Below are 22864 nucleotides of genomic sequence, written 5' to 3' on the forward strand. Positions count from 1 at the left end.
CCTGACATGAGGTGCCAGCAGTGTCGCCGTCAGGCGTCCCACAGACCCGGCTGCACCGAGTACGGCGACGCTTCGGCTCGAGAGCGGCCGTTTCCCCCGGCAACGCCTCTGCAAAGCCCTCAAAGCCGCCACGGCCGTAAGCGAATTGCCGCTGGTGACAGCTACTCCATGACCGGTTACCTCAAGTCCCGCCCGGGTGACAATGGAGGAATATCCGCCGAGGCCCACTACCGAGGCGCCCAGATGCCACGCCACCCTTATCGCGTCTTCAACCAAGCCGATCGCGGCAACTCGCCCGATTCTGTAAAAGTCCTTCGGCAGGAGAGGAATGCCGATGAACCAGCCACTGGTTTGAACGCCCATCGGGGACTCTACCTTGGGGATTCGGTGCGCGATACTGGGAGGCATGCCGACAGCCCACTTGTGCCAGTTGGCGAGTTCCTCCGCCGAAAACTCGCGGAAGGAAGGATCGCCTCGCAAGAAGTCCTCCGTCGAACTCGGATGAATGAGAAACGCGAAGCCTCCTTTTTGCCCCCCCGGTGCAGTCGCGGAGCGGAATCCGGCCTTGGGGCCGGTGCTGCGAGGGGGAGAAGTTGTTGGCGAGTCGGACGGCTTGCGGACAAGGTAGGAGAACAGGCGCGAGTAGCGGCCCTTGTGGAGATTTTCGCAGAGTGAATCGAGCGCATCCACGGCCTTCCCGATCTGTTGCTCCGACACGGTCAGCGGCGGTTGCAGGCGGAGCACTCGCGAATGGCTGAATACCGGAGCCGTGACGAGGCGGTGCTCATTGAGCAGATATCCTGAAAGCAGACCCATCATGCACTCGCTGTGCGCACACATGGCGACCGCCGCAGAATCGCCGCGGTCGAAGGGACGGAATTCGATCCCCGTCAGCAGGCCCTGTCCCCGGACGTCCTTGACCACATCGGGATACTTGCGCTGAATCCCTTGCAGCTCCGCTAGCAGGCGAGCGCCGCTGCTGCGCACCTGATTGATCGTCTTCTCTCCCTTACGAACAAGCATGTCGATGACCTTGGAGGCCACGCAGCATGCCAGCCCGTTGTTGGCGAAGGTAGAGCTATGCAGGTAACCGATCTGAGGAGTCCAAGCGGCTTCAGAGATCATGCAGACGCTGATGGGCATTATTCCGCCGCCGAGAGCCTTGGAAAGAAGAAGGATATCAGGGGAGGCTGAGGGAAGAGTTGCGAAGAGACTCCCTGTTCTGCCGAGACCGGTTTGAATCTCATCGGCGATGAAGAGAACGCCGTTACGCCGGCAGGCCCCTCCCACACGCTCCAGATAGTCGCTGCCAGGTACGATCATCCCTCCCTCAGCCTGGATCGGTTCCACGATGAAAGCAGCGGTCTCGCGGGCATGACGGCGCAGATAATGCTCCAACCGGTCCGGGTCTGCGAATGCGATATGCTCGAAGCCCGGCGCCGGACCCCCAAACGGACGTTGATAAAGGCTACGGCCAGTGGCCGACAACGCTGCTAGAGTCTTGCCGTGAAACCCTGTCCTGGTGGAGAGAATCGTCTGCTTGCCCGTTGCCGCCCTGGCGGCCTTCACGGCTATCTCGACGGCTTCCGCGCCACTGCTGCCAAAGACACAAAACCTGAGCTTGCCGGGGGCCAAGCGCTGCAGAGTATCTGCCAGTCGCTCGACGGACGGTGGCGTTGACGGCTGCAACATGATCGGCCTGGAACGGTTCAGGTAGTCCTTGACCGCATCCACTATCTCGGGGTGGTTGTGCCCAAAAGGGAGAACCCCGTATTGAGATAGGAAGTCCAGATAGCGTAGGCCCGAAGGGGAGTACAGGTAGAGGCCCTGACAACGTTCAATCTGCAGGGCGAGGCCGAATTTGCGCAGCAGGGCGGAACGCGTGGGGTTGAATGATTCCGCATCCGAAAAATATTTGAGAAAGACCTGATAAAAGTCGCTGCTCTGCTCCAGGCCGGGGCAGGATATTCGACTCTGGGAGGCGTCAGGCGCGTCGTTCATAAGGATTCGATTTCTTCGACGGCTAGAGGATGCTCCTCCAGACGGAACCGGTCGCCCGCCCGCCGGGCAGCCTGAGTGAACTTTTCCTCTCTCAACACCTTTTCCACGGCGTTCCTAATGGCCCTCTTGGTGGACCGTGGAGACAGCCTGATGCCGGCCTCCAGAGAGACCAACCGCTGGGCGATATCGGACTGATCATGGTCGCAAGGCAGGCATACCACCGGTAGACCGTGCAGCAACGCCTTGATGACGGTGCCGTGGCCGCCGTGGGTGATGACGACCTTCGCTGCGGGAAAAACTTTCTCGTGGGGCACGAAACGCGACTTGTCCACGTTGGCCGCCTCTGCAATGGAGTCGGGGTCGATCGCCGGCGTCAGAAGGAGGCATCGGTGGGGCAATAGAGAAAGAACTTCGTGAATGCGATCGACCAGCCGGGCATTGTCTGCGAAGTTCGTGCTGAAGCTGGCCACGACGGGATAGGAGTCCACGCAAGGTCCCGTATCATTCTCGGGAAGGGGCTTAAGACATGGCCCCACATATCGGACGTTGGCCGGATAGCTGGAAGCCGGAAAATCAAAGGAGCGGTAGGTCAGCACCAGAATCCTGTGAGCTCTTTCATAGAGCTGCATGGAATCGGTCAGAGGGCCGAGCCCCAATTCGCGGCGGGTTTGATTGAAGCTCTTAAGGCGCCGGTTGAACAACATGGCCACGATGGCGTTAAGGAGATCCGCCCCCCTCCTGCCCAAGGCGGATTGGGGTGCCGCCAGGCCCATGCCAACCGGCGCCAGGCCGGGCGCCGGCAACGAATAGATGGTATGCACCACGGCGGCGGCTGGGACTCCCGCCGCCTCGGCGGCCACAAGGCCGCCCGGCATGAGAAAGTCGACCGCCATCGCGTCGGCGGACTCCTGCTCCAGGGCATCAAGAACGTCGAGGGCCAGAGCCTTGGCCGGACCGAACATCAGATGGTCACGCATTCTCCGCAAGTATCCTAACGGAGTTCGTGCTCGCCAGGTCTTGATGAGATCTTTGGCGGGATTGCGTGCCTCGTGTTCCCTGATGCGCCGAAACCGGACGAACTCGGCTCCGGTTCCGGCTACTTGCTCGCGTAGGCACCGGTGCGTGAGTATCCGCACCCGATGACCGCGTGCAACCAACTGGCGCGCAATCTCAAGCTGCGGGGGGACGTTGCCGCCCCCGTCCCAGAGCACCAATAGATATCTCATGGCAACTCCCCTTGCTTTGCCGATGACTCCTTCAATGTTGGTCCGAGAACTCGATAAACTGTGAATCCGGCGTTCTCGAATACCTGCGGCAGCGAAAGCACATGTGGCTTTTCTAAGATGAGAAAGTCTACCTCGTATTTTCTGGCGAGCATCAGGAACTCTCCCTCGCTCTTATCATGATAGTGGGTCCGATAGAAGCGGGAGCGTTGGGCGAAGCTGACTTGACCTTCGAGTTGTCGGGAAAAGTTCCCGATGACATCGCCTAGCCGCTCTATTACCCGACGTTCCGAACCGACGTTGAAGGCCGTCTCCTGCGCATCTGCCAACGTCACGACGAAAGTCCTTGCCGCTGCATCGAGGAGGTTTTCCGAGTCCGGCCTGAGAGCCGCGGCGTGATCTGGCTGCCGCCGTATCATGATATGGGGCTGGTGGGCGGAATTCTGGTCCCCGCCTTTTGCGGCATTCAAGTGTTTCTGATCTCGCCGCTGAACTTCCTGGCTTCCCCCCGTATCTGGCTGGAAGCGATTTCGAAGTACGAGGCAACGCACAGTGGCGGGCCCGATTTCGCCTATTCGCTTTGCGTAGACAGACCTGTCGAACCGGACAAGTTGAACCTGAAACGATGGACTACGGCATTCCTCGGGGCGGAAACGATTCGACCGCGGACCCTGCGGGTCTTCGAGACCACCTATTCGCCAGCCGGCTTTCGTGCTGACAGCTTTATGCCCTGCTATGGGCTGGCTGAGTCCACGTTGATGGCGACCTGTCGGCGCAAGGAGTCGCCGATCAACTTGCTACGAGTCGATTCTGATGGGCTTAGGAAAAAGGTGGTATTGCCTGAGGCTCCCGCAGAAAACGGTCGGATTGTCGTCAGTTGCGGTCCCGTTGTGGCTGGTCACGAAATCAGGATCGTCGACCCTGAAACTCGCCAAGCCCTTCAAGAGCAGCAGGTGGGCGAGATATGGCTGCGCGGGCCGAGTGTGGCGCAAGGATATTGGGGGCCAGAGTATCAAACGCGGCCGATCTTCCAAGCAAGCATAGAGGGAGAGCCCGAAGAGCGTACCTACCTTCGCAGCGGAGACCTGGGCTTTCTACGAGACGGAGAGCTGTACGTGACGGGACGGCTCAAAGACCTTATCGTGATACGAGGCAAAAACCATGACGCCGAGGACATCGAACAAACCGTCAAAGAGTGCAGCGAGGAAATCAGGGAAGGGGGCTGCGTGGCGTTCTCAGCCAGCCCTGAGTCTGTGGATTCCAACGACGAGCGGCTGGTGATATTGATTGCTCTTAAGACTAGGGCTGCCGCGGACGCCGAGTTTCCTCGGAAGCTGGCGTCCGGAATCCGGAAAGCGGTCACCGACCGGCACGGCATCCATGTCCGGGAGGTACTGGTGGTAGAACCCGGCGTCATCGCGCGGACGGCAAGCCGCAAGGTTAGTCGTCATACCTGCCGCAAGGCCTACATCGAAGGCTCAATGGATATTCGCAAGCGGGTAGCCTTCCAAGACCGTCGAGCCGGGAGCAGGGAACTCGAGCAAGCCGTTCAGAGTTGGCTCGTGGGCCGGATCGCAGACCTCACTGGCATCCCTCAGCCTTCCATCGACGTCACCTCCAAGATATCCGCTCTCGGGCTGGATTCGTTCGATGCGATGACAATAGGAGCTCAGTTGGAGGAACTGCTGGATGAAGAGATCGATCTCTCCCTGATAGCAGACTTCCCGACCATCGAAGGCCTTACGGAACATCTCATCGAACACCACTACGAAGCGTTCGCGTCACGAGCTGATTCCCTGCACGTGCCCAAGGAATGACCTGGGAGACGAGACTTGGCCATCATCACGCTCAAACAATGGGAAGCGGCCCGGAGATTGGAGCTTTCGCTCATGGACCCACGTATCGCTTCGACGCCCCTTTCCTATCAGAAGACGGTACAGCTCGACGAGCTGGAGGCTCATCCTGACGAGGGTTTCGAATTCCTGCAGCGGACGGGCGCCCATCTTTTCTACATACCTCGAAGCCACGGCGGACGCCTTTCTAATTTTGAGGAACTCCTCAACGTGGTGAGAATCGGTGCGCGGCGGGACTTGACGGCGACAATCTCTCACGGCAAGACTCTGCTCGGGGCAATCAGCGTATGGATGGCCGGCAGCGAAGATCAGAAGCAGAAGCTCTCACGCCTAATTGCAAGCGGTGGCAAAATCGCGCTGGCCTTGACTGAAAGGAGCCACGGAAGCGATTTTCGGGCCACCGAAACGAAGGCGGAGCCGTGTCCTGAAGGCTATCTTCTTTCGGGCGAAAAGTGGCTCGTCAACAATGCGACCCGATCCGATGCCATGACCGTCTTGGCTCGCGAGGCAAACGCCGACGGACAAGACCGTCTATCACTGTTCTTGGTTCTTAAGGACGAACTCGACGAGGGATCCTTTTGCCACCTGCCCAAGATCAAGACCCATGGCGTCAGGGGCATGGATGTCAGCGGGATCCGCTTCGACTCGTGCACAATCCCTCGGTCAGCCCGCGTTGGGAGTCGCGGTCAAGGGCTATCCATCCTGCTAAAGGGCATGCAAGTCACTCGAATCATGGCAATCGGCTTGTCTTTGGGCTCGGTTGACACCGCACTTCGGGTTACACTCTCCTTTGCCCGGGAAAGAAAGCTGTACGGCAGTCCGATCCTGGAAATCAGCACGGTCCGCCATCTGCTGGTGGAGTGCTTTGTAGATCTGCTGGCCTGCGAATGCCTGGCGGCCACGGCGGCAAGGGGACTGCACGTGATCCCCAGGCAAATGAGCATCTTGTCCTCCGTAGCCAAATACTGGATACCCAAGAAGGCAGAGGAGATTGTGGGGCGTTTGGCAACCGTCCTGGGAGCGCGCCATTATCTTCGGGAAGAGCCTGAATCGGGAATCTTCCAGAAAATCCTCCGCGATCTCCCGCTAATCGGCCTTTTCGACGGCAATGCCGCTGTCAACCTGAACTGGCTCAGTTCTCAACTGTTTGCCCAATTGGCCACTTCCACTTCGCGGGACCAGCCGGCTCGTTGGAATTCTCTCTTTTCACTGGACGCCCCCCTTCCAGCTCTGGACCTCACCCGCCTTCGCTGCGCGAGTCCCGACGGCGGGCCGTTGGGCGCTTGGATCGAAGCATGCCGAGATTGTCCATCGGCGGGGAATGATTCCCAAGGTCGGGTTTGGCACCATCTTGAGCAAGATTTCCAGAAGACCAAAAACGATTTAGAGAGACTCCTGGGAACCGGTCGAGCCCAGGCGAGGCGTTCCACCCATGCCTTCGACGCTGCAATTGCAACCAGCCGCCATTACGCGATCGCCTCCGCAATTCTCACATGGAAGCATAACCGCAATCTCCTGGGCCGGTTCTTCCGCGAGGGCGACTGGCTGATGCTCCTCGCCCTCAGGCATCTGAACCGCCAGACACAACCGCACTGCTGCGAATTAGTGGGCAGGATCGTGCCTCGACTCAACCAGCTCCTCGACGAAAACAGGCTGTTCTCGATCTATCCCATCAGCTTGGCCGGCCAAGCTGATGCCCGGTATTCGGTCGACCAAGCTTGACGCTCATTTTGGCTGGCTTATTGGGATGGCAGCTCGGCCTTTCGGGCGTCCTGGGGACGCTGGAAGCGGGCGCTGGCGGCCAGCAGGAACTGGGGGTTGGTGAGGAGGACTTGGCCGATGGGGGTGTCGCCAACGATGCCTTGGCCCTCGCGCCAGGTCCAGAAGACCCATTTGCGGGGGATGGGTATGCCCTCGACCGTCTGGAAGTCCTCGTAAGCGATGAGATGAGGGTCTTGGGAGGCTTCTTTGGTGGAGGTGCCATAGGTGACGATGTAGGACATGGCCATAAGCCGCCCGCTGTCGGGGTCGCGGTAGAGCAGGTACCAGTCGTCGGGAGTGTCGCCGGTCCCGGCCTCGAAGGTCAGTTTGGCTGTGTCGTATTCCTTGTCACCAAGCATGGCCTTGCCGGTTTCCTCGATGCTGGTGCCGGGGTCGTTGAGCTTGAAGGGCGCGGCCAGGAAATAGGGCCAGGTGAGGACGTGAAAGCGCGCCTGGGAAAACTCGGCCGATGCCGGCGTTACCCAGGCCTCTCCTTGGGCGTAGACCACGCTGGCGCCGTCCTGACGGTCCAGCCGCGCGGGTGCGCCGGAGACATCCATCAGCATATCGCCCTGAAAGATCGGGTTGCCCCCGAAGCTGATCTCGAGCCCGGCCTGGAAGACCTCCTTCGCCCTCCAGGCGGCGGCATTGTGAGCAGCCTCGATGGGAGCCGAAAAACCGCTGGCGGCAACTTCTTGCGAAGGCGCTTCAGCCTCCCGCGGCTGCGCCTCCTCAGCCGCACCTCCGCAACCTGACAACAACAAACCTACCAGCCAAACTGCATTTAGTCGCATTTCTCTCTCCAATCTACCCAAGATGGATGCCGCGTGAGCCGGGATAGTTTCCGTTGCCTTCTGCAACCGGGTGCGCTACCCTGCGGGCGGTGATTTTCCCTCGCCTACTTCTTGACTTGACCGGGTTTCCACGCAGCCCGGCTTAGCGGAAGTAAAGGCTAGCGGTTTTTGAAGGCCTCGATCTTCTGGCGGGTGAAGTCGGTGAGAACCAGCCGGGCGCTCAGTTCGGCCCGTTCGGGGAGAAGACGGTCCCAGTCTTCGCTTCCCTGCCAGAAGATCCGCTTGAGGTCGCGGATGGCGTCGAGGCTGGATTCGGCCAGCCTCCCCGCCAAAGTCGCGAAGGCGCCGTCGAGCACCGGAAAACTGTCGAAGACTTCGGAGTAGAGTCCTTTTTCGCGGGCCCAGTTGGCTTCGCGCCAGTCGGTGTCGATGGCCGCTGCTGTGAAGGCGGCCTTGCCTATCCTGCGTTCCACCGCCGGACCGATGACGAAGGGTCCGAACCCCAGCGCGAACTCGCTCAGCTTGATGGAGGCGCTGGAGGAGGCCAGCGCGTAGTCGGAGGCGGCCACCACGCCCACGCCGCCGCCCACCGCCTTGCCCTGCACGCGGGTGATGACGAACTTGGGGCAGTTCTTCATGGCCAGGATCACCTCGGCAAATCCCATGAAAAACTCCTTGGCCTGGTTGAAACTCTCGATGGAAAGCAGCTCATCGAAGGAGGCTCCGGCGCAAAAAGGCCCGTCCTCGCGCTCGCTGTAAAGCGCCACCACCTTGACCTCGTCGTTCCGGCCCAATTCGGTGATCTCCTGGGCCAACTGGCGCAGCAGATCCCCAGGGAGGGAGTTGCCCTTGGGATGATAGAAGGAGAGAGAGCCGATCCCCCCCGAGATGCGGACCTTGATTTTGCCCTGCTCGATTTTTTGCTCGGCCATGTGCTTGCTCCGGCCTTCTAGTTCACGCGCTGGTCGTCTTTGCGGCGGACCAGGGTGAGGATGGTGTAATTGGCCACCGTCTCGTCGTCCTGGTTGAAGATCTCGACGTCCCACTCGACGATGCCCTGCGGCACCTCGTCTTCCTCCTTCTTATGCTTGAAGATCTTGCGTTTGCAGGTCAGGCGGCAATGGATCGTATCGCCAATGTAGACGGGCTCGATGAAGCGCAGGTTGTCGAGCCCGTAGTTGGCCAGGACGGGGCCTTGAGCCGGGTGCACGAAGAGCCCCGCGGCGGCGGCGATGAGGAAGTACCCATGGGCCACGCGCTCCTCGAAGATCGGGTTCTCGGCAGCGGCGATCTTGTCGGTGTGGGCATAGAAATAATCGCCGCTGACCCCCGCGAAATTGGTGACGTCGGCTTCGGTGATGGTGCGCCGGTGAGTCACCAGAGTCTCGCCGATCTCCAGTTCCTCGAAGTACTTCTGAAAGGGGTGGACCGTGTGCCGGGTCTGGGCGGCGCCCTTCATCCATTCGTTGGCGACGCGGGTCAGGGTGGTAGGCGAGCCCTGCAGCGCCGTCCGCTGCATGTAGTGCATGACGCCGCGCACTCCGCCCAATTCCTCCCCGCCCCCGGCCCGTCCGGGGCCTCCGTGGACCAAATGAGGCAAGGGAGATCCGTGCCCGGTGGACTCCTTGGCGCAGTGGCGGTTGATGATCATAAGACGGCCGTGGTAGGGAGCGATGCCGGTGACCACCTCGCGGGCGGCCCGGTCATCGGCGGTGAAGAGCGATCCCACCAAAGATCCCTTGCCCAATGCCGCCAGGTGGATGGAGTCCTGCAGCGACTTGTAGGGCATGACGGTGTTGACGGGGCCGAAGGCCTCGACGTTATGAGGCTCCTCGTGCTGGAAAGGCTCGTCGCAATAGAGCAAGGTGGTGGGAGAGAAGGCTCCCTTGTCGGGGTCGCCGCCGTGATAATCGGCTTGTTGGAAAACCACTTCGGCGCCCCGCTTGAGCTCTTCCACCTTCTCGAAAACCTCTTTAACCTGAGGACGGCCCGCCAGCGGACCCATTTGCACCTCATCCCGCTTGGGGTCGCCGATCTTGACTTCGTGCAGTGCCGCCTTAAGCGCCTCGACCACGTCGTCGACACGCTCCTGGGGGACGAAGGTGCGGCGAATGGCCGTGCAGCGCTGGCCGGTCTTGATGGTCATCTCGTCGACCACTTCCTTGATGAAGAAGTCGAACTCGGGATCGGAGGGTTCGACATCCGGCCCCAGAATGCAGCAGTTGAGCGAATCGGCCTCCATGTTGAAACGAATGGCGTGTTCGGTCACCCGCGGATGGCTCTTCAACTTGCGTCCAGTGGTGGCTGACCCGGTAAAGGTGACGACGTCCTGCGAATCGAGGTGCTCGAAGAGATCGCCCACTCCGCCGCAGATCAACTGCAGAGCGCCGGGAGGCAGCAGGGTCGATTCCAGCATGGCCTTGACCACGGCCTGGGTGATGTAGCTGGTCAGCGTGGCGGGCTTGACGATGGCCGGCATTCCCGCCAGGAAGGTGGGAGCCAGCTTCTCCAACATGCCCCAACAGGGGAAATTGAAGGCGTTGATGTGGACGGCGGCCCCCTGCAAGGGCAGGCACACGTGACGTCCCACGAAGGTCCCCTCCTTGGAAAGCACTTCCATGGGACCGTCCACATAGACGGTGTCGTCAGGCATCTCCCGGCGTCCCTTGCCTGAATAGACGAAAAAGGTCCCGATGCCTCCGTCGATATCCACCCAGGCATCCCGCTTGGTGGCGCCTGAGGCGTAGGAAAGTTCGTAAAAGTCCTTCTTGCGCTCGAGCAGATAGATGGCGATCTGCTTGAGCATGATGGCCCGCTCGTGGAAGGTCATTTCGCGCAGACTGGGTCCGCCCGTCTTGCGTGCGTAGTCGAGCATGCCGGCCACGTCGAGTCCCGAGGAGTCGACGGCTCCGATGTCCTCGCCGTTAACGGCATGATGGAGTTTGCGCGGACTTTCGCTTCCGAAATACCACTGGCCCTGAGCAAAACTTTCAATCTTCATAGGATTTCGATTATATCGAGATCCCAGGTGCGGGGCTATGCAGGCTGCTGCCGGAGCAGGTGGTTGGAGACCTTGTTGAGGAGGATCCCGTATGCCCTCTCGGCAATCTCGTCCATGGAGGGGGTGTAGGCGAAGCGCTCTTCGGCCCGCCGCCTCAGTTCTTCAAGGGAGGGAAACTGGGGCAGGTCGGGAAGATGAATCTCGGCCAGGTACTCGGATGCCTGCTTGTGAGCCTCGCTGGCCCGCTGACGCAGGTCCTTGAGGGTGGGCTTATGCTGCCAGGCCTCGGCGATCTGACCGCTGATCCGCTCGACTGAGAAAGTGGCCGCCAGGTCGTGAGCCACTTTGTCGATGATGACGGAGGGCAGGGGACGCTCACCGGCCACCACGTGGGCAGGCGGCTTGCGCAGGCCCCACACCACGCCCGTCCAGGAGAGCACCTTGAGCACGTAGTAGGTGAAATCGACCTCGTACCAGCGGAATCCCTGGGCGGTGCTGCTTTGATAGTAGTGGTGGTTGTTATGCCATCCCTCACCCATTGTCATCAAGGCCAGCCACCAGTTGTTGCGCGAATCGTCACCGGTCACGTAGCGCTGCTTGCCGTGCACGTGGGCCAGCGAGTTGATGCAGAAAGTGGCGTGGTAGAGGAGCACGGTGCTCCAGAAAAAGCCCACCGTCAGTCCCGGCCATCCTCCTATCCAAAGCGCGGCCAGGGCCATGAAGAGAGCCGGCAGGTTCTGAAAGCGGTCCAGCCACACCAGCTCCGGATACTTGGTCAAATCCTTGCAGCGGCTGTAATCGGCCTTACCCCGCTTCTTGGAGAAGATCCATCCCACGTGGGAAAAGAAGAAGCCATGCTGGGCCGGGGAGTGGATGTCTTCGGGCATGTCGGAATACTTGTGGTGGCGGCGGTGCTGGGCCGCCCACCAGATGGTGCCCTTTTGGGCCGCGCATTGCCCCAGAAAAGCCAGAATGAACTGGGCCACTCGGCTGGTCTGAAAAGTCTTGTGAGAAAAATAGCGGTGGAACCCGGCCGTGATGGCCCACATGCGCAGAAAGTAGAAGCTGAACATGATGGCCACAGATTCCCAGGTGACGCCTGTCCAAATGGCTCCTAAGCAGGCCAGATGGACGAGTACGAAGGGAATGGCGTCGGGGTAAATGATGTCGTCGTGGTATTCGGGTTGGACTCGTCGCGGGAAATTCTTCTTAGTCGCTGGCAAGGGTCGCTCCTCTTCTCATTGATTGGCCGAGTCTAAATGCTAACACACCTACCGATCTCAAGCTCATCTGGGTGGAGCCTGTTGAGAGGCCGCCCCGGGAGCGACGGGAAAGGTCGTCAGAGCCGGGACGCCCATGGGAAAGCTCACCTCGGCCAACTGACGCAGGGTGATGGCGGCGACAGGCCCCGCCTGGGAAACAACGGTGAGGCTTCCCCGCATCTCGTCCGCCTGGCCGGCTTCAAGTTCCAGCAACTCGGGGACGAAGGCCGAGATCCTCTGCCCAGGCTGGACGGCGACCTGCCGTTGGGCAATCTCTTGAGATTGGCTGTCGCGCAGGGTCACGCTCAGCAGCCCCTCTTCTTCACCCGTAGAAACCAGGGCCAGGCCGGTGCTGAGCGGACCGGTGCTGTCAAAGAGGATCGTGAAGCTCTGGAGAGGACGGACCGCCGCCACGGCCGACTCGGAAAGAAGCACGCCGGAGTCCAGGTCGCGGATGGAGAACACGGCGCTGGCCTCGACACCGTCGGGCGCCTCTATGCGGGCGTAGCCCAAAGCCAGCGGGTTCTGCTGGCTGCCTTCCCCTGAGGTCTGCAAGGAAAGGCCCTGTCCGCCCTGCAACTCGATCACCCTCTGTGAATCGCTGATGCCCTCAGCCGAAATCACCAGGGGCTGTCCCTGGGCGTCAAAGAACTCCACAGTCACGGTGGCGGCAGGACCCGTGTTGACGAAAAGCAAGGTCGTGCGCACCTGCAATCCCGCCAGGGAACCGTCTCCGAACTGAGGAAAATAAAGGTGGTCCTGGGCGCGCAAGGGGAGGACTGAAAGAGGCAGCAGGATTAGGCAAAGCAGCGCTCTCATAAACGGCTGGTCCTGTAGTCTTCTAGACGAAGCGGGAGAAGGTGATATCCAGTTTGCGGTCACCGCTTTCGGACTTGTTCCACTGCAAGAGGATAGGGCTTTGATAGGTGCCTTCAAGGATCTCGCTCGATCCCTTGCGGTCGCTGATGGGCAGGTCGACGGTCCGCTCCATGCGCAGGAAACGGCTGGCGGTGACGGTCAGGAACTGTCCCACGAACCGCTCCAGCACGGTGTCGCTGATACCCAGCACGTCCACCAGCTCGTTGACGACCTGCACCAGGTCGTACTTGGCGTAGTTGATGGTCTTGTTGGGGATGGCCCTAGGATCGCGCCACATGTTGCGTCCCTTCTCGGCCATGAAACGGAAGGGATTGTGCAAGACCTCGGCCAGGTCGTGACGCATGAGCAAGGTTTCGTATTCGTTCATGGTCAGGCCGACATGAGTCTCGCTGCCCGCCAACTGAATGCGGATGCGCCCCTTCTCGATGCCTTGCCGACGGAGTTCTTCGCGCAGCATCTGGAAGAGTCCCAGGCGCGGGTCTTTGAGGTTGATGGAATCGACGGCGTGGCGCGAAGCGGGCACCACGAAGGTGGTGCGGGTTGCATTCACTTCCCGGTTGTAGCCGATGACGGTGGTGCGGCGGCGGCGTACCTGGCTTTCATAGACGCCGTCCAAATCGATGAAATAGACGGGAGTGTCGGGGCGCGTTTCGTAGGACACGCAGTTCTTGAGGCCGGAACTGATGAAAGTCAGGTGAGAGTCGGCGTTGCGCGGCTCGCACTGCTTCTGCTCTTCGCTCAACTCCTGGCGCAGATGAATCTGATCGTGGCGATAAGGAGCGTCCGGTGGAAAGAGCTGGCGGAATCCTCTCAAGTAGGTATGCAGCGAATCGGGGCAGTGGTTGAGCCGCGCGCAGATCTTCTGATCGAGATAACCCGCCGTGGTGTGGAGAGAGCAGAAGAGAGCCTTATTGAAGGATTCCAGCAAGTCCTTGACGTCGGACTTGATTTTGGTGACGTCGATGACGTCGAAGCGGTCTTGAGGACTGAGTGTGAAGTTGATTTCAGTGGGTAGGCCGCCCATAGTCTTCCTCATCCTTCGCGAGTTACGACCCGTAAGTTTATGCGGTCCAGATTCCGGGGTCAAGCCAACTTCTTGCGCGGGCCGCATGGCTCCCATCTATTTTACTCATTTCCTGCCGAAGGAGCGCCTCAAGATTGGAAGACGGCTCATTGATCAGCCGAAAAAGAACGCCTATTTGTTGCCCTCTTGAGTTTCCAGGACGGAATTGATGAGGGGCCAGTCTCCTCCCAGGTCGGGAAGGGGTTGGCCGGCCCTCTGGTAGAGCTGCGGCACCTCGTGACGGCGCAGGGCTTCAAGGTTGCGGACGGCCTCAAGGAGCACCTGGCGGGCTCGCCGGGCGCCCCTCAGTTGCTGATCGGTGGGAGGCAGGAAAGTGGCGTCCACAGTGGCCAGCAAAACGGGAAGGCTGCGGCGCAATTCTCCCAGCGAGCGGGCCGACCGGGCCAGGCTGCGGCGCAGCCGGCGCAGGTCGGTGTCCTCGCCTGGGGCGGCCCGCAGACCCTCCAGCGCATCGTCGAGGCGGCGCGCCGCCTGCAGCGAGAGGTTGAGGGAATGCAGCAGTTCCTGCAGGTGCTCCACGGTTTCCCGCCGCTCACGCAGGTCCTCGGCGGGAATGCTCAAGCTGGGATCGAGCCTGACCGCAAAGGTGCGCTCCATGGTCTCCTCGCCAGCCCGCAGGCGAACGCTGTAGATTCCCGGCGCCACCTGAGGACCTCGCGGCTTACGCCGCGGTGGCGCAATGGCCGGAGCTTCGCCGCGCAGATCCCATAGCACCTGGTGGAGGCCCGCTTGCTCCGGCGCAGGCAAAGCGCGCACCGGAACTCCGTCCTCGGCGAGCACCTGCAACTGGGGCTGTTCGACGGCTTGCGGCAAGTAATAGCGAATGAGCGCTCCGTAGGGCCTGTTGGGTGCCGCGAAGTCGCCGTCGCCGGTCCAGGATTGGGGCTTGCGCAGGTGATGGATTTGAGCGGCCCGGGGCGTGAAGAGATGAAGGGAGTCGGAGTTGCGCCGGGTCCACTCCTGCAACGGCTTGGCATCGTCGAGAATCCACAGTCCGCGGCCGTGGGTGGCCAGGATGAGATCGTTCTCGCGGGGGTGAACGACGATGTCGTCGAGCGGAACGGTAGGCAGATTGGCTTTGAGGCGGCGCCACGCCTGTCCCCGGTCAAAGGAGAGATAGAGCCCGCGTTCGTTGCCCAGGTAGAGAAGTTCGGGATTGACGGGATCTTCCAGCACCACGTTGATGGAGGTTTCGGGAAGACCCTCCACCACCATTTCCCAGCTTGCTCCAAAGTCCTGCGAGGCATAGAGCAGAGGGCGGTAGTCGTCGTTGCGGTGATTGTCGAAGGCGGCGTAGACGCGTCCCGGCTGGGCCGCAGAGGCGGCGATGCTGCTGACCAGCGCCCGCTCGGGCAGTCCTGCGATGTTGCTGCCGATGTCTTGCCAGGACCCTCCCCCATCGCGGCTGACATGCAGGCGTCCATCGTCGCTGCCCGTGTAGAGGACCTGAGGGTCGAGGGGCGATTCAGCCAGGGCCGTGAGCGTCCCGTAAAAGGCGACTCCGTCATGGCGCGAGAGCAGGGTAAAGGGCCTGTCTCCGGAAATCTCCAGCCGGCTCCGGTCGACTGCGTAGGTCAGATCGGGACTGATGGCTTGCCAGGAGTACCCTCGGTCGCCGGAGCGGAGCAGCACGTTGGCCCCGCTGTAGAGGGTGTCGGGATTGTGACGGGAAAGCAGCAAAGGGGCGTTCCAGTTCCAACGATAAGGAGAGTCGCCGGGAGCCGGGGTGGGCTGGATCAGTTGGCGGGAGCCGTTGGAGAGGTCGACTCGCAGCAGCCGGCCCCGCTGACTCTCAACATAGACCACGCCCGGCTGGAGGGGATCGGCCTGGGCATAGAAGCCGTCTCCGCCGTTGAGGTTGATCCAGTCGGCGTTGCGGATGCCTCGGGCATCGGAGACGGCGGAGGGAACCGCCCAAGTGCCGTTGTCCTGCAAGCCGCCATAGATCCGGTAGGGATGATCCATGTCGACTCCGATCTTGTAGAACTGGCTGATGGGCAGGTTGTCGAACATGCGCCAGCTCTTGCCCCCGTCGAAGGAAGCCGACAGTCCGCCGTCGCCGCCCAGCAGCAAGCGAGAGCCGTCGCGGCTGATCCAGATGGCATGGTGATCGGGATGGACCTGAGCCGCCGCGTTGTTGGAGAGCGTGTTTCCTCCGTCGCGGCTCTCGTGCAGGTGAACGCCCAGCAACCACAGATGGTCGGCGTCGGAAGGATCCACCCCCAGCTTGCTGAAGTACATGGGCCGCGGATTGCGGTCGTTGACGCGAGTGAAGGTGCCGCCCCTGTCGCGGCTCAGGAAGAGTCCGCCGCCCGAGGCTTCCACAATGGCATAAAGCCGGTCGGGGTCTGAAGCCGCAACCGCCAAGCCGATGCGTCCCATAGGCGAGTTCGGCAGTCCTTGGCTCAGTCTCTGCCAGTTGTCGCCTCCGTCCAGGCTGCGGTAGATGGCGCTCCCTTCTCCTCCGCCGGCGAAGCCGAATGCGGTGCGGCGGCGCTGGTAGGCGGCCGCATAGATGATGTGGGGACGCGAGGGATGCATGGCCAAGTCCACCACGCCCGTGTCAGGGCCCAGATCGAGCACCTTCTGCCAACTGAGTCCGCCGTCCCGCGTACGGTAAAGACCGCGCTCGGGATTGGGTCCCCAGAGATGGCCCAGCGCGGCGACCCAGGCCGTAGAGCTGCGAAAGGGATGGACCAGGATGCGTCCGATGTGACGGGTTTCGGCGAGTCCCAGGTGGCTCCAGGTGCGTCCGCCGTCGGTGGAGCGGTAAACGCCCTCCCCCCAAGGGGAGCTTTGGCGGTTGTTGGCTTCTCCCGTCCCCAGCCAGATCACGTTGGGATCGGAAGGCGCCAACGCCACCGCTCCCACCGAGGCTGTGGCCTGGTCCTCGAAGAGAGGCTCAAAGGTGGTCCCGAAGTTCTCGGTCTTCCAGAGATTGCCTGAAGCGGTTCCCACGTAGAAAATGCTGGGTTGTCCTTCCACCACCGCCAAAGAGGTCACGCGTCCGCCTTGCACGGCAGGTCCGATGGCGCGGAAATGGAGGCTCTCCAGGGCCTGGGAGTCAACGTCGGGGGAAGAGAGTCCCGCCGGATTGGCGGCCCGGCCCGGGTCGAGTAACAATCCGAGCAGAAGAACAGTCAACCACAATCGCGTCCCAAAGCGGCGCGGACGAAAAGAGCGCATTCAATCTCCGTTGCTGATGGGCGTACGACTACCGCGTTTCAATATACCCTAAGGGTGGCGATCAGTGCGGACCGGGAATCCAGATTATGCGGGGGAAAGCATTGGCTCGGGGACTAGGACTCGAACCTAGATTGACGGCTCCAAAGGCCGCTGTCTTGCCACTTAGACGATCCCCGAACCGGACGTAAGATGATAGCAAATGCCCTTCCCGCGTTCAAATAAGCCGGGCCCGCCCGCTAGGGCCACTAGGTGGCCAGCAAGTTCACACACGAATCAAGTTTCGGCGACTGCGCTGAAGGCCTAATTGCTCTCGGCGGTATGAGGCTGCTCGCTACAGCTAGACGTGCCGCGGAGGCGAGAATGGGTCCGCATCGGGGCACAAGAGGCGGCGGAATCGCAGCACTTGCTGACGGTGATCGCTCCAGAAAAGCTCGCTCTCGCCAAGGCGGCTGTCCAGGAGCCGGCAGAGGACGTCGGCCGGGAGGTCATGGCGCCGGCCCAGATAGGCGAAGAACGAGGCATAGTGGGACACCGGGTCCAGGGAGGCGTAGCTGGAGAAGGCCTGACCGGCCCGTGTCGTAGAGGGAACCTGCCCCGCCCGTCCCCCCTGCAAGGTGAGGTCGAGCACCGGGAGCAGTTCATTGGCGAAGGAGTAGACCAGGGGGTCGTCGGGAAGCGCCTCCAGTCCTCGGGCCGCCACCTGGGCCGCCTGGCGGCTGTAGAGCCTGTAGCCGCTCTGCAGATCGAGGGGGTCACGGGTCCAGTAAAGGCGGTCGACCACCTGGCTGCGCTGGGCCGTCAGGTAGAGGAGGAAGTCGAGAAAGAGGGCGTTGGTCAGGTTCTCCCACTCCTGGCGCACCCAGCCCATCGACTTGGCGTAGGAGGAGCGGGCGCCGAAGATGGCGAAGAGAGGCCCGCGCTCCTCCATCTCCCGCGCCAGGCGCAAGAAGCGGGGGAGGTCGTCGACCAGGTGATCCCCGTCGCAGTCCCGGCTGATGATCCAGCGTACATCCTCCCGGGAGAGCAGCGCTTTCAGTCCTCGGCTGACCGATCCGGCTTTGCCCCGGTTGCGCTGCAAGCGCTCGACCTGCACCTGGCCCAGAGGCGAGTCGGCAGGAGCGTCGCTCAAGATCTCGTCGGCCGGTGTCGCCCGGTCAACCACCAGCAGGCAGCGCGACAAGGGACAATAGGCGTCCTGGCACTGCAGAGTCTCCTGCAGTGCGTGACGAATCAGAGACTTGTCGAGGTCAGGGGGATAGTAGACCGGGATGACAATTCCCAGCCCGTTGTCTTCAAGACCGCTCATAGCCTACTCGGCCGCAGAGGCGGCCGGTTGGGGCTTCTTGATCCCCACCGCTTCGCGCAGCTTGTCTTCGATCTCCTGGGCGATCTCGATGTTGTTGCGCAAGAACTCTTTGCAATTCTCGCGTCCCTGACCGAGCCGCTCCTCGCCGTAGGAGAACCAGGAGCCGCTCTTGTTGACGATCTTGTGAAGGACACCCAAATCGAGCAGTTCGCCTTCTCGCGAGATGCCCCGTCCGAAGGCGATGTCGAACTCGGCTTCGCGGAAGGGAGGAGCCAGCTTGTTCTTGACCACCTTGACCTTGGTGCGGTTGCCGACGTTCTGGTCGCCCTCCTTGATGGCGGCGATGCGGCGGATGTCGAGGCGCATGGAGGAGTAGAACTTGAGGGCGCGGCCGCCGGTGGTGGTTTCAGGATTGCCGAACATGACACCGATCTTCTCGCGGATCTGGTTGATGAACATCAGGCAGCATTTCGACTTGGAGACGATGGCTGTCAGTTTGCGCAGCGCTTGCGACATGAGGCGGGCTTGCAGTCCCACGTGAGAGTCGCCCATCTCGCCTTCCAGTTCGGCTTTGGGCACCAGAGCGGCCACCGAGTCGATCACCAGCACGTCGACGGCGCCGCTGCGCACCAGCATCTCGGCGATTTCAAGAGCTTGCTCTCCGGAATCGGGCTGGGAAACCAGCAAGTCGTCGACGTCGATGCCCAGGGCCCTGCAGTAGTCGGCATCCATGGCGTGCTCCGCATCGATGAAGGCGGCGGTTCCGCCGGCCTTCTGGGCTTGGGCCACGGCGTGGAGGGCGATGGTGGTCTTTCCGCTCGATTCGGGACCGTAGATCTCCACCACTCTTCCGCGGGGGAAGCCGCCCACGCCCAAGGCCGCGTCCAAGGCGATGGAACCGCTGGAAATGCTGGGCACGCTGACCGCCCCTTCAGCGCCCAAACGCATGATCGAGCCCTTGCCGAACTGCCGCTCGATCTGGCTGAGGGCCATGTCTATGGCCCGTTTCTTGTCCTGATTGCTGCTCATCTTGCTTTCCTTTCGGCGAGAACCGCTCCAGCTCCCGCCTTTGTCAGTACTGGTAAAACCCTCTTCCCGTCTTGCGCCCCAGCCATCCGGCATCGACCATCCTCTGCAGCAAGGCGCAGGGGCGGTAACGTGGATCTTTAAAGCCGTCGTAGAGGACGTTGAGGACGTCCAGGCAGACGTCCAGCCCGATCAAGTCGGCCAGCTTGAGCGGGCCCATGGGGTGATTCATCCCCAGCTTCATGACGGCGTCGATGTTCTCCACCTCGGCAACGCCTTCCTGGTAGGCGAAGATGGCCTCGTTGATCATGGGCATGAGCACGCGGTTTGAAACGAATCCGGGCGAGTCGTTGACCTCTACGGGGATCTTTTCCAATTGCTCGCTCAGATCGCGGGTCTTCTGGTAGGTGTCGTCGCTGGTAGCCAGGCCGCGAATGATCTCGACCAGTTTCATGAGGGGCACAGGATTCATGAAATGCATGCCGATGAAGCGCTCGGGACGCTTGAGGATGCTGCCCAGCCGGGTGATGGAGATGGAAGAGGTATTGCTGGAGAGCACGATGTCCTGGGGACAGACCTGATCGAGCTTTTCCAGGACTTCCTTCTTGATCTGGTAGCTCTCGAAAACAGCTTCCACAGCGAACTCGGCCTCGGACAGGGGTTCCCAGTCGGTGGTTGGATGCAGGCGCTCCAGCACCTCATGCTCAAAGGCCTGCTTGTCTTCGATGTCGTCGCGCTTGGAGACGATCTTGGAGAGGCTTTTGCGGATCGAGGCCATTCCCCGTTCCAGGGCCGCCGCCTCGATCTCCTTGAGGATGACCTGATGTCCGTTGGTGGCCGCCACCTGGGCGATTCCATTGCCCATGGTGCCGGCGCCGATGACCGCAATTTTCATAATCAAGCTCGCTTCAGCGTTGCCTTAAAGCAATTCCACAGCCATGGCGACGCCGTTGCCGCCGCCCAGGCACAGGCTGGCGATTCCGCGCTGGCCGCCGTGCTGCTTAAGGGCGTAGAGCAAAGTGGTCAGGACTCGGGCTCCGCTGGCGCCGATGGGGTGCCCCAGGGCCACCGAACCGCCGTGGACGTTGACCTTTCCGCGGTCCAGCGGCAACTCTTGGCAAACCGCCACGCACTGAGCCGCAAAAGCCTCGTTAATCTCGTAGAGGTCGACATCGTCGTCGCCCCAACCGGCCCGCTGACGGACCTTGGTCACGGCACCCACGGGCGCCATCATGACCATCTCCGGTTCCACGCCTACGGTGGCCGAGGCCACGATGCGGGCCAAGGGCTTCAGTCCCAGCCTCTCTACCGCCTCCTGCGAGGCCACGGCCAGGGCCGAGGCGCCGTCGCTGATTTGAGAGGCGTTGCCGGCCGTCACCCGACCGTCCTTCTGAAAGGCCGGCCGAAGCTTGGCCAGACCCTCCAGGCTGCTCCCTGGACGGGGGCCTTCGTCACTCTCGACAGTGACCGGATCGCCCTTGCGTTGAGGCACCGGCACGGCCACGATCTCGTCGTGGAAGCGGCCGGCTTGGGCGGCGGCAACAGCCTTCTCATGGGAGGCGACAGCGTATTCGTCCTGAGCCTCGCGTGAAATACTATACTTGTCGCATATGACTTCCGCGGTGTTGCCCATGTGATAGTCGTTGTAAACGTCCCAGAGGCCGTCGTGGATCATTGTATCCACCAACTGGCCGTGTCCCAAACGGTAGCCTTCGCGGGCCTTGAGCAGCAGGTAGGGAGCCTGGGTCATGCTCTCCATGCCTCCCGCCACGGCCACCTCGATGTCGCCGACGGCAATGCCTTGAGCCGCCAGGGTCACCGATTTCAGTCCCGAACCGCATACCTTGTTGATGGTCATGGCAGAGACCGTGGCCGGCAGACCGGCGCCCAGAGCGGCCTGACGGGCGGGATTCTGTCCCAACCCGGCCTGCAGCACGTTTCCCATGATGACTTCGTCCACATCACGGGCCGAAAGGCCGGCGCGGCGGATGGCTTCGCCTACTGCCACGGTTCCGAGTTGAATCGCTGTAAGGGAAGCGAATGCTCCCTGAAATTTCCCTATTGGAGTCCGACATGCGGACACGATAAATGCATCTCTCATGATACCTGTCATGATAATGGAAATCGCCGTTCGGCGTCGCTCGCGGGCCCCGCCGGCGGATGTCGGATATGGCCTACCAAGCCGCCACCCCTTCGTGCTAGTTTTTAGGCTGCGCTCATGAACCGCTGGCGGAGTTCGTTCAGTTCTCCGCAAACAAGACAGCTTGGGAGGGTATCTTCGACCGTGCATTCCGGTACGGCCTTGGCGTGTTTGTGGTTGAGTCTTGTCTTGCCGCCGGGATGGGCGAAAGCTCTCAAGCCTGGCGGGACCGATGTTCGGCTCGACTCAGGGGTAGTTATCGAGCTGCGGCGGAGCGACATTCGCTTGCAGGCGGGCGGGCGCCTTCAATACGATCTCAATCTGGCCTCCTCCGACAGCGTTGACGACGACCACCGGCTGCGACGTCTTTACGCCACCTTGAGAGGCCGCCATCGCCGCCTGTTCTTCAAGGCTGAATGGAACTTCGCAGGAAGACAGACGGACATCGTCGATCTCTATGCCGGTCTCGACAAGCTGCCCTGGATCGGACGCTTGCGTTTCGGGCACTTGAAAGAGCCTATCGGTCTTGAGCGGCTTACCAGCAACACCGACTCCCTCTTCGTTGAACGCTCTCTGGGCGCCACTGTTTTCATGGACTCGCGCAATCTGGGACTGGTAATGGACAACACGGCCCTTCAGGGCCGGCTCTTCTGGTCGGGGGGGATATTCAGGGAGGCCTCGGGAGTCGAGGCCGGGGAAGGGGCCCTGAATTACACGGCGCGAGTCAGCCTGATCCCATGGCGTCAAGGGAACAGTCGCTTACTGCAATTGGGATTCAGCGGCTCTCGTCGCAAGTACGTCGATTCGCGCCTGCGTTTTGCCGAAAGTGCGGAATCGGTGTTCTCGCAACGCCTGCTCGACACCGGGGAACTGCGCGCTTCGTCGGGCCGCGTACTGCAACCGGAGCTGTCCTTCAAGTGGGGCGCCTTTTCCGTGCAAAGCGAGTGGACCCGGAGCAGCATCCGCTGGACTCCGGAGACAAGCGGACCGCTTCCCGCGCCGGCCCGCTGGGTCGACTTTCATTCCGGCTACCTGCAATTCGCCTGGGCCCTCAACCAGGGTGGCCACCGTCCCTTTGACTTCAGGCGGGCTCGCTACACCAGGATGCGGGGTTTCGAGCCAGTGCATCGTGGCGGCGCGGGAGGCTGGGAGGTGGCTGCGCGCTGGTCGATGATCGACCTGGATGAAGGCGACATCCGAGGGGGACGCATGCGCTCGGCCACCCTCGGGGTCAACTGGTACCCCAGTCGCTTTTCCCGTCTCACCGTCAACTACATTCATTCCCGTCCGCATCAAGCAGAAACGATCCACCGCCTGCAGGCGCGCCTGCAATTGGCGTTCTAGGCCC

Annotated in this window: 17 protein-coding genes and 1 tRNA gene; 3 read left to right on the plus strand and 15 right to left on the minus strand. The window is 61.5% G+C overall.

Translation table 11 applies throughout. The features are described 5' to 3' along the window. The 3 genes from VLU25_09380 to VLU25_09390 form a co-directional block, all read right to left on the minus strand. A partial coding sequence (locus tag VLU25_09380; GenBank protein ID HSR68143.1) for an aminotransferase class III-fold pyridoxal phosphate-dependent enzyme occupies positions 1-2001 on the minus strand: 2001 nt, incomplete at its 3' end. Next, complete coding sequence (locus tag VLU25_09385; GenBank protein ID HSR68144.1) at positions 1998-2978, minus strand: nucleotide disphospho-sugar-binding domain-containing protein; 981 nt, start codon at positions 2976-2978, stop codon at positions 1998-2000. The genes VLU25_09385 and VLU25_09380, both read right to left, overlap by 4 nt. Positions 2979-3223: 245 nt before the next feature. Next, positions 3224-3559 carry a hypothetical protein gene (locus VLU25_09390; protein ID HSR68145.1) on the minus strand — a complete coding sequence of 112 codons (336 nt, stop codon included), beginning with the start codon at positions 3557-3559 and terminating at the stop codon, positions 3224-3226. Positions 3560-3580: 21 nt separating this feature from the next. Here VLU25_09390 and VLU25_09395 point away from each other — a divergent pair, with 21 nt between their 5' ends. Beyond that, a complete protein-coding gene (locus VLU25_09395; protein HSR68146.1) occupies positions 3581-5041 on the plus strand; it encodes a non-ribosomal peptide synthetase in 1461 nt (486 codons plus the stop codon). Positions 5042-5056: 15 nt separating this feature from the next. Beyond that, positions 5057-6799, plus strand: coding sequence for an acyl-CoA dehydrogenase family protein (locus VLU25_09400; protein HSR68147.1), 1743 nt, complete (start codon positions 5057-5059; stop codon positions 6797-6799). A gap of 17 nt (positions 6800-6816) precedes the next feature. Here VLU25_09400 and VLU25_09405 read toward each other — a convergent pair whose 3' ends face one another. From VLU25_09405 to VLU25_09460, 12 genes are all read right to left on the minus strand, one after another. Next, positions 6817-7632 carry a DUF6503 family protein gene (locus VLU25_09405; GenBank protein HSR68148.1) on the minus strand — a complete coding sequence of 272 codons (816 nt, stop codon included), beginning with the start codon at positions 7630-7632 and terminating at the stop codon, positions 6817-6819. 158 nt (positions 7633-7790) lie between these two features. Continuing rightward, entirely contained in the window at positions 7791-8564 is a 774-nt protein-coding gene (locus VLU25_09410; GenBank protein ID HSR68149.1) for an enoyl-CoA hydratase/isomerase family protein, read from the minus strand. Between the two features lie 17 nt (positions 8565-8581). Beyond that, positions 8582-10633: a phenylacetic acid degradation bifunctional protein PaaZ gene (gene paaZ / locus VLU25_09415; GenBank protein ID HSR68150.1), complete on the minus strand. Its 2052-nt coding sequence runs from the start codon at positions 10631-10633 to the stop codon at positions 8582-8584. A gap of 35 nt (positions 10634-10668) precedes the next feature. After that, positions 10669-11856, minus strand: coding sequence for an acyl-CoA desaturase (locus VLU25_09420; protein HSR68151.1), 1188 nt, complete (start codon positions 11854-11856; stop codon positions 10669-10671). Between the two features lie 63 nt (positions 11857-11919). Further along, on the minus strand, positions 11920-12714 hold the full coding sequence (locus VLU25_09425; GenBank protein HSR68152.1) for a hypothetical protein: 795 nt from the start codon (positions 12712-12714) through the stop codon (positions 11920-11922). 22 nt (positions 12715-12736) lie between these two features. Continuing rightward, positions 12737-13798 carry a hypothetical protein gene (locus VLU25_09430; protein ID HSR68153.1) on the minus strand — a complete coding sequence of 354 codons (1062 nt, stop codon included), beginning with the start codon at positions 13796-13798 and terminating at the stop codon, positions 12737-12739. A 171-nt stretch (positions 13799-13969) separates the two neighbouring features. Continuing rightward, the gene (locus VLU25_09435; protein HSR68154.1) at positions 13970-17002 is read right to left on the minus strand and encodes a glycosyl hydrolase; all 3033 of its coding nucleotides are present in this window, start codon (positions 17000-17002) and stop codon (positions 13970-13972) included. 144 nt (positions 17003-17146) lie between these two features. Next, positions 17147-17221: transfer RNA gene (locus tag VLU25_09440), tRNA-Gln, on the minus strand. Between the two features lie 160 nt (positions 17222-17381). Further along, positions 17382-18350, minus strand: a complete 969-nt coding sequence (locus tag VLU25_09445) for a hypothetical protein (GenBank protein HSR68155.1) — start codon at positions 18348-18350, stop codon at positions 17382-17384. A gap of 3 nt (positions 18351-18353) precedes the next feature. Beyond that, positions 18354-19379, minus strand: coding sequence for a recombinase RecA (gene recA / locus VLU25_09450; protein HSR68156.1), 1026 nt, complete (start codon positions 19377-19379; stop codon positions 18354-18356). A gap of 43 nt (positions 19380-19422) precedes the next feature. After that, entirely contained in the window at positions 19423-20271 is an 849-nt protein-coding gene (locus VLU25_09455; protein ID HSR68157.1) for a 3-hydroxybutyryl-CoA dehydrogenase, read from the minus strand. A 24-nt stretch (positions 20272-20295) separates the two neighbouring features. Further along, complete coding sequence (locus VLU25_09460; GenBank protein ID HSR68158.1) at positions 20296-21489, minus strand: acetyl-CoA C-acetyltransferase; 1194 nt, start codon at positions 21487-21489, stop codon at positions 20296-20298. A 204-nt stretch (positions 21490-21693) separates the two neighbouring features. Here VLU25_09460 and VLU25_09465 point away from each other — a divergent pair, with 204 nt between their 5' ends. After that, positions 21694-22860, plus strand: coding sequence for a porin (locus VLU25_09465; protein ID HSR68159.1), 1167 nt, complete (start codon positions 21694-21696; stop codon positions 22858-22860). The last annotated feature ends 4 nt before the right edge of the window (positions 22861-22864 follow it).

The organism is Acidobacteriota bacterium, assembly GCA_035471785.1.
Taxonomy (GTDB): domain Bacteria; phylum Acidobacteriota; class UBA6911; order RPQK01; family DATIPO01; genus JANQFM01.

Bases quoted from the DNA above. Each gene is read 5' to 3' on its own strand.
- VLU25_09385 (HSR68144.1), bottom strand. From the start codon at position 2,978: ATGCGTGACCATCTGATGTTCGGTCCGGCCAAGGCTCTGGCCCTCGAC.
- VLU25_09405 (HSR68148.1), bottom strand. From the start codon at position 7,632: ATGCGACTAAATGCAGTTTGGCTGGTAGGTTTGTTGTTGTCAGGTTGC.
- VLU25_09410 (HSR68149.1), bottom strand. From the start codon at position 8,564: ATGGCCGAGCAAAAAATCGAGCAGGGCAAAATCAAGGTCCGCATCTCG.
- paaZ (HSR68150.1), bottom strand. From the start codon at position 10,633: ATGAAGATTGAAAGTTTTGCTCAGGGCCAGTGGTATTTCGGAAGCGAA.
- VLU25_09425 (HSR68152.1), bottom strand. From the start codon at position 12,714: ATGAGAGCGCTGCTTTGCCTAATCCTGCTGCCTCTTTCAGTCCTCCCC.
- VLU25_09430 (HSR68153.1), bottom strand. From the start codon at position 13,798: ATGGGCGGCCTACCCACTGAAATCAACTTCACACTCAGTCCTCAAGAC.
- VLU25_09445 (HSR68155.1), bottom strand. From the start codon at position 18,350: ATGAGCGGTCTTGAAGACAACGGGCTGGGAATTGTCATCCCGGTCTAC.
- recA (HSR68156.1), bottom strand. From the start codon at position 19,379: ATGAGCAGCAATCAGGACAAGAAACGGGCCATAGACATGGCCCTCAGC.
- VLU25_09455 (HSR68157.1), bottom strand. From the start codon at position 20,271: ATGAAAATTGCGGTCATCGGCGCCGGCACCATGGGCAATGGAATCGCC.
- VLU25_09460 (HSR68158.1), bottom strand. From the start codon at position 21,489: ATGACAGGTATCATGAGAGATGCATTTATCGTGTCCGCATGTCGGACT.